This is a genomic window from Pseudomonas sp. 31 R 17, assembly GCF_900004915.1.
Lineage (GTDB): Bacteria > Pseudomonadota > Gammaproteobacteria > Pseudomonadales > Pseudomonadaceae > Aquipseudomonas > Aquipseudomonas orientalis_A.
Map to the genome: position 1 here is coordinate 49879 of NZ_CVTN01000075.1, position 7145 is coordinate 57023.

Genomic DNA, 7145 nt, shown 5'->3' on the forward strand with positions numbered 1-7145 from the left:
TCCGTGGGCCGCCGCCACGCGCCATCCATGGCGCGGGGCGGCTAACCCGGCGTCCTGCCGGGTTACCCACGGATTCAAGCCTGCGTTCGGCCAGAGTGGTTTAACGGGGCGCCTAAGATCAAGAGCGACTCGCTTCGCATCGTGGTTACGTTTGGGCGCTACAGAGTTGTAGATACCTATGCTCATCGGGAGCAAGCCCCTCCCACATTTGAAAGCGTTGTGCCAGTGAGTCAGTCAGGGATCGGCAGGTTCAGGCTTTCCTTCACCTCTTCCATCACGATGTAGCTCTTGGATTCGCGCACGTGGGGCAGTTTGAGCAGAATATCGCCGAGTAATTTGCGGTACGAGGCCATCTCGGAAATCCGCGCTTTCACCAGGTAGTCGAAGTCTCCGGACACCAGGTGACACTCCAGCACATGCGGCAGTTTGAGCACCGCGCGGCGGAACTCTTCAAACGTGTCGCCGGACTTGTAATCCAGGCTGATCTCGACAAATACCAGCAAACTCCCTTTCAAATGCTGCGGATTGAGCCGTGCGTTGTAGCCCATGATGATCCCTTCGCGTTCCAGGCGCCGGACTCGCTCGGTACAGGGCGTCGTCGACAGCCCGACCTTCTCGCCCAGCTCCGTGAACGAAATGCGCCCATCGCTTTGCAGGATGCGCAGGATGTTGCGGTCGATCTTGTCCAGCTCCCGCTTGGTCTGAGTGTTGGTACGCATAGGGGATACGCCTCTGTGAAAAGCATTTTTGCCGAGAATTGTCGCCAAATATAGGCATTTATATAGTGAAATGCACTGGTGATTGTTTTTTACACTGCGCCCATCATTGCTCGAATAACACACGTCAGCGGCTCAGCCCGTGATGAGGATATAAAAATGCGCGTTCTGGTCTTGGGTAGCGGCGTCATTGGCGTGACCAGTGCCTACTATTTGGCTCGGGCCGGCTTTGAGGTCGTCGTGGTCGACCGTCAACCCGCCGCCGCCATGGAGACCAGTTTCGCCAACGCCGGCCAGGTGTCTCCAGGCTATGCGTCGCCATGGGCCGCGCCGGGCGTGCCGCTCAAGGCGATCAAGTGGCTGCTGCAACGCCATGCGCCACTGGCGATCAAGGCCACCGCCGATATCGACCAATACCTGTGGATGGCGCAGATGCTGCGCAATTGCACCGCCAACCGATATGCGGTGAACAAGGAGCGCATGGTTCGCCTCTCCGAGTACAGCCGCGACTGCCTTGACGAACTGCGCGCTGAAACCGGGATTGCCTACGAAGGGCGCAGCCTGGGGACGACTCAACTGTTCCGCACCCAGGCCCAGCTTGATGGTGCGGCCAAGGACATCGCCGTATTGCGCGAATCCGGCGTGCCTTTCGAATTGCTCGACCGTGCCGGCATCGCCCGGGTCGAGCCGGCCCTGGCCAACGTCACCGACATTCTCGCCGGTGCCCTGCGCCTGCCCAACGACCAGACGGGCGATTGCCAGATGTTCACCACGCGCCTGGCCGACATGTGCAAGCAGTTGGGCGTTGAGTTCCGTTTCGAACAAGACATCCAGCGCCTCGATTTCGCCGGCGACCGCGTTAACGGCGTGTGGATCGATGGCAAGTTGGAGACTGCCGACCGCTACGTGCTGGCGCTGGGCAGTTATTCGCCCAAGTTGCTCAAGCCGCTGGGGATCAAGGCGCCCGTGTACCCGCTCAAGGGCTACTCGCTGACCGTGCCGATCACCAACCCGGCGATGGCGCCAACCTCGACCATCCTGGACGAAACCTACAAAGTCGCGATCACCCGTTTCGACAACCGCATTCGCGTCGGCGGCATGGCTGAAATAGCCGGTTTTGACCTTTCGCTCAACCCGCGTCGGCGTGAAACCCTGGAGATGATCGTCAACGACCTTTATCCTCAGGGCGGCGATCTGGCCCAAGCCAGTTTCTGGACCGGCCTGCGCCCGACCACACCCGATGGCACACCGATTGTCGGTGGCACTCCGTTCAGGAACCTGTTCCTGAATACCGGCCACGGCACCCTCGGCTGGACCATGGCATGCGGCTCCGGACGTTTGCTGGCCGACCTGATGGCGAAGAAAACCCCGCAGATCAGCGCCGAAGGCCTCGATATCTCCCGTTACGGCAATCACCAGGAGTCCGCAAAACATGTCCATCCAGCGCCAGCTCACCAATGAACGCATGAGCCAGATCGTGGTTCACAACGGTACCCTGTACCTGGCGGGCCAAGTGGGCGACGACATGAATGCCGGCATTGAGCAGCAGACCCGTGAAACCCTGGTCAACATCGAGCGTTTGCTGGACCTGGCCGGCACCGACAAGACCCGCTTGCTGTCGGTGACGATCTATTTGAAAGACATCGATGCCGATTTCGCCGGTATGAACGCGGTGTGGGACAAGTGGTTGCCAAAAGGTGTCGCCCCGGCCCGCGCCACGGTTGAAGCCAAACTGTGTGAGCCGAATATCCTGGTAGAGCTGTCCGTCGTGGCTGCGCTGCCTTAATACACATCCCTCTTGCGGTGCCGATGTTGTCGGTCGGCACCGGTTTTCTTCACTCTGCCGCCTAGAAGCCTGCCGCCATGCGTCCTGCCCGTGCCCTGATCGACCTCCAAGCCCTGCGTCACAACTACCAATTGGCCCGCGAAGTCAGCGGGGCCAAGGCCCTCGCCGTGATCAAGGCGGACGCCTACGGCCATGGCGCGGTGCGCGTGGCCCAGGCGCTGGAAGCCGAGGCCGATGGGTTTGCGGTGGCGTGCATCGAGGAGGCCCTGGAGCTGCGCGCCGCCGGGATACGTGCACCGGTACTGTTGCTGGAAGGTTTTTTCGAAGCCGACGAGCTGGCGCTGATCATCGAGCAGGACCTGTGGTGCGTGGTGCATTCATTGTGGCAACTGGAGGCGATCGAGCAGGCCACGCTGGGCAAGCCGCTGACCATCTGGCTCAAGCTCGACTCGGGCATGCACCGAGTCGGCCTGCACCCCAAGGATTTCCAGGAGGCGTACAAGCGTCTGCTGGCCAGTGGCAAGGTCGCGAAGATCGTATTGATGAGCCATTTCGCCCGTGCCGATGAGCTCGATTGCGCAAGCAGCAGCGAACAAGTGGCGGTATTCGAAGCGGCGCGCCAGGGTCTGGCGGCTGAAGTCAGCCTGCGTAATTCCCCGTCCGTACTGGGTTGGCCGAGTGTGCCCAGCGACTGGGTGCGCCCTGGCATCATGCTCTACGGCGCCACGCCTTTTGGCGATGACCAGGCTATCGCCGCGCGTTTGCAGCCGGTGATGACCCTGGAGTCGAAAATCATTTGCGTACGTGAACTACCGGCGGGAGAGCCGGTGGGTTACGGGGCCAGGTTCATCACGCCCAAAGCGATGCGTATCGGCGTGGTGGCCATGGGGTATGCCGACGGCTACCCGCGCCACGCGCCCACGGGCACACCGGTGCTGGTCGCGGGCCAGCGCAGCCAGTTGCTGGGCCGGGTGTCCATGGACATGCTGTGCGTCGACCTGACGGATGTGCCGCAGGCGGGGCTGGGTTCCACGGTGGAGTTGTGGGGCAAGAATATCCTCGCCAGCGACGTCGCGACCGCGGCTGAAACCATCCCCTATCAGCTTTTCTGCAACCTGCGCCGGGTGCCAAGGCTCTATTTGGGCGCTTGATCGCCAGGTACGAACGCCGCTGCCCAGGATTTAGGCCCAAGTGTTGTAAATACTGAACGCTGTCGCCATGATAACGCTCAATTACAACAAAGCCTGAATCCCAGGAGGCACCTGCATTGGACGTCGGCGAACGACTGCAATCCATCCGTAAACTCAAAGGTCTTTCCCAGCGCGAGCTTGCCAAGCGCGCGGGCGTCACCAACAGCACCATTTCGATGATCGAGAAAAACAGCGTCAGCCCCTCGATCAGTTCCCTGCGCAAGGTACTGGGCGGCATCCCCATGTCCATGGTGGAATTCTTTTCCGAAGAGATCCTCCAGGAAATACCCACGCAGGTCGTCTATAAAGCCAATGAGCTGATCGACATCTCCGACGGTGCCGTGACCATGAAGCTGGTAGGCCGAGCGCACCCGAGCCGGGCAATCGCGTTCCTCAATGAAATCTACCCGCCAGGCGCCGACACGGGCGAAGAAATGCTCACCCATGAAGGCGAAGAAACCGGAATCCTGGTGGAAGGGCGCCTGGAACTGGTGGTCGGTCTTGAAACTTTTGTGCTCGAAGCGGGCGATAGCTACTACTTTGAAAGTACCAAGCCCCATCGTTTTCGCAATCCGTTCGACGTGCCGGCGCGACTAATCAGCGCAGCCACACCCGCGAACTTTTAAAACAGAAGGCGCCCTGCCAGCGTTGCAGGGTTCGCGCAGCTGTAACCGTGAGGCTGAATCTCCCTTTATTTAATAGGGTTGTTTCGGCCGGGCGGGCTAACCGCTATACTTTCGCCGCCTGCGAAACCGTGGCCGCAGGCGTGAATAGCCACCATTGAGGGTGAACGCGTGAACCTAATTATGAAAATGCTGGCTGCACCAGCAACCGTACTGGCCCTGTGGGCTGTCAGCGCCCAGGCTGCGACCAACGATGACATCGCCAAGCGCCTGGAGCCTGTGGGCCAGGTGTGTGTCCAGGGTCAGGAATGCAAGGGCATGGAGGTTGCTGTGGCGGCGGGTGGCGGCGGCGGTGCCAAGACGCCGGATGAAGTGATCGCCAAACATTGCAACGCATGCCATGGCACTGGCCTGCTGAGTGCGCCGAAAATCGGCGATGCGGCTGACTGGGGTAAACGCGCCAAAGAGCAGGGCGGCCTCGATGGGCTGCTTGCCAAGGCCATCACCGGCATCAATGCCATGCCGCCTAAAGGCACCTGCGCCGATTGCTCGGATGATGAGCTAAAGGGTGCGATCGAGAAGATGTCCGGCTTGAAATAAACCGATCTTCGTCAAAACAGCCGCTTACGGGCGGCTTTTTTGTGCCCCGGATTTGTGTTTCAACACTGTTCTTTGCAGCAAAGACCCGCCACTCTCTGTCCAAGCCCTAATCATGGAATGTTCAGGAGGGTCGGATGGTGCAGTTGTGTTCAATCGAGCAAGCAGTTGACGACGTACTGGCGCGGTTGCCGGCGCATATCCACATGGGCATGCCGCTGGGGTTGGGCAAGCCTAACCTGTTCGTCAATGCGCTGTACCGGCGCATCGCCAAGTTGCCCGAGCGGGCGCTGACCATCTACACCGCGCTGAGCCTGGGTCGCCCGTCCCTGGGGGACGGGTTGCAGAAGCGCTTTCTCGAACCTTTTATCGAGCGCGTGTTTGGCGATTATCCCGAACTGGATTTCCTCGCTGATCTGCACAAGGGCAGCCTGCCGACGAATATCCGCGTGCAACAGTTCTTCATGCAGCCCGGCAGCCTGCTCCACAGCGACTCGGCGCAGCAGGATTATGTCAGCAGCAACTACAGCCATGCCGCCCGTGATATCAATGCCGCCGGCCTGAACCTGGTGGCGCAACTGGTTGCCAGCAGCGCCGAGCATCCCGACCGCCTGAGCCTGAGCTGCAACCCGGATATCACCCTCGACCTGCTCCCCATGATCGCCAAGCGCCGCGAAGCCGGGGAAACCATTCTGGTGGTTGGCCAGGTCCACACTGAATTGCCCTACATGCCCGGCGATGCGGAATTGGGCATGGACGCATTCGACTACCTGCTCGACGAAAAAGACAGCACCACGCTGTTTTCCACGCCCAACATGCCGGTGGGGTTCCAAGACCATTTTATCGGGCTGCATGCCAGCACCCTGGTTCGCGATGGCGGCACCTTGCAGATCGGCATCGGCTCCATGGGCGATGCGCTGACCGCCGCCTTGCTGGCGCGCCAGGCCGACAACGAAGCCTATCGATTGCTGCTGACCGACCTGGATGTGTACCAGTGGGCGCCCTTGATCAGTCGTGAGGGTGGCGTCGATCCGTTCGCACGGGGCCTTTATGGTTGCAGCGAAATGTTCGTCAACGGCATGCTGGTGCTGGCGGATGCCGGCATCATCCGGCGCAAGGTGTACCCGGATGTGGCGACCCAGGAGCAAGCCAATGCCGGACTGCTCGACGATGCGGCGCAGCCCGATGGCATCTCCATCCATGGCGGTTTCTTCCTTGGCCCGCGCAGTTTCTACCAGCGCTTGCAGGAGATGAGCCACGCCAAGCGGCTGCAATTCAACATGACCCGCATCAGCTATATCAACGAGCTGTACGGCCAGGAAGAACTCAAGCGTTTGCAGCGCCAGGACGCACGATTCGTCAACAGTGCGATCATGGTGACGTTGCTCGGTGCCGGTGTGGCCGACCAGTTGGAAGATGGCCGCGTGCTCAGTGGCGTGGGCGGGCAGTACAACTTCGTTGCCCAGGGCCACGCGCTGGAGGATGCGCGTTCGATCCTGATCCTGCGCAGCTGGCGCGAGTCGGGGGGAGAGGTCAGTTCCAATATCGTCTGGGAATATGGCCATTGCACCATTCCCCGGCACCTGCGCGATATCGTCATTACCGAGTACGGCATTGCCGACTTGCGGGGGCAGACGGATGCCAAGGTGATTGAAGCGTTGCTCAATATCACTGACTCGCGCTTCCAGGACGATTTGATCGAGCAGGCGCAAAAGGCCGGCAAGCTGCCCAAGGATTTCAAGCTGGACCCGCGTTTTGCCGACAACACACCGCAACGGCTCCAGGCGATTCAGGCCAGGCACCGACGCCTGTTCCCGGAGTACCCGTTGGGCAGTGACTTTACGGACGAGGAGCGGGACCTGCTGCGGGCGCTGAACTGGCTCAAGAGCAAATTCAAGCTCACGGAGATGCTGGAACTGGGCAAGGCGGCGCTGGATGCCCCGGAGCCGGAGGCGTTTCCCGAGCACCTCAAGCGGATGCGGTTGGATCAGCCGGAGGGATTCAAGGAAGACCTGTACCAGCGCCTGTTACTCGCTGGCCTCCAGGCCACCGCACACTGACAGGCAATAGAGAGCAAATGTGGGAGGGGGCTTGCCCCCGATGACCATAGGTATCTACACAACTCTGTAGCGCTCAATCGTAACCACGATGCGAAGCGAGTCGCTCTTGATCTTGATCTGCTTTTGATCTTAGGCGCCCCGTTAAACCACGCTGGCCGAACGCAGGCTTGAAT

7 protein-coding genes are annotated in these 7145 nt (G+C 60.5%); 6 read left to right on the forward strand and 1 reads right to left on the reverse strand.

Annotated features, from left to right (window positions below):
* Nucleotides 1-230: 230 nt before the first annotated feature.
* The gene (locus BFP89_RS19105; protein ID WP_065886954.1) at nt 231-719 is read right to left on the reverse strand and encodes an Lrp/AsnC ligand binding domain-containing protein; all 489 of its coding nucleotides are present in this window, start codon (nt 717-719) and stop codon (nt 231-233) included.
* Nucleotides 720-875: 156 nt separating this feature from the next.
* Here BFP89_RS19105 and dadA point away from each other — a divergent pair, with 156 nt between their 5' ends.
* The 6 genes from dadA (at nt 876) to BFP89_RS19135 (ending at nt 6972) form a co-directional block, all read left to right on the forward strand.
* Nucleotides 876-2177, forward strand: a complete 1302-nt coding sequence (dadA, locus tag BFP89_RS19110; RefSeq protein ID WP_065886955.1) for a D-amino acid dehydrogenase — start codon at nt 876-878, stop codon at nt 2175-2177.
* On the forward strand, nt 2149-2502 hold the full coding sequence (locus BFP89_RS19115; protein WP_065886956.1) for a RidA family protein: 354 nt from the start codon (nt 2149-2151) through the stop codon (nt 2500-2502). Before dadA ends, BFP89_RS19115 begins: the two co-directional genes overlap by 29 nt.
* Nucleotides 2503-2579: 77 nt before the next feature.
* Complete coding sequence (gene alr / locus BFP89_RS19120; RefSeq protein ID WP_065886957.1) at nt 2580-3653, forward strand: alanine racemase; 1074 nt, start codon at nt 2580-2582, stop codon at nt 3651-3653.
* A gap of 116 nt (nt 3654-3769) precedes the next feature.
* Nucleotides 3770-4318, forward strand: a complete 549-nt coding sequence (locus tag BFP89_RS19125; protein ID WP_065886958.1) for a cupin domain-containing protein — start codon at nt 3770-3772, stop codon at nt 4316-4318.
* A gap of 180 nt (nt 4319-4498) precedes the next feature.
* Nucleotides 4499-4915, forward strand: a complete 417-nt coding sequence (locus BFP89_RS19130) for a c-type cytochrome (RefSeq protein ID WP_065886959.1) — start codon at nt 4499-4501, stop codon at nt 4913-4915.
* 134 nt (nt 4916-5049) lie between these two features.
* Nucleotides 5050-6972 carry an acetyl-CoA hydrolase/transferase C-terminal domain-containing protein gene (locus BFP89_RS19135; RefSeq protein WP_065886960.1) on the forward strand — a complete coding sequence of 641 codons (1923 nt, stop codon included), beginning with the start codon at nt 5050-5052 and terminating at the stop codon, nt 6970-6972.
* Nucleotides 6973-7145: the final 173 nt, after the last annotated feature.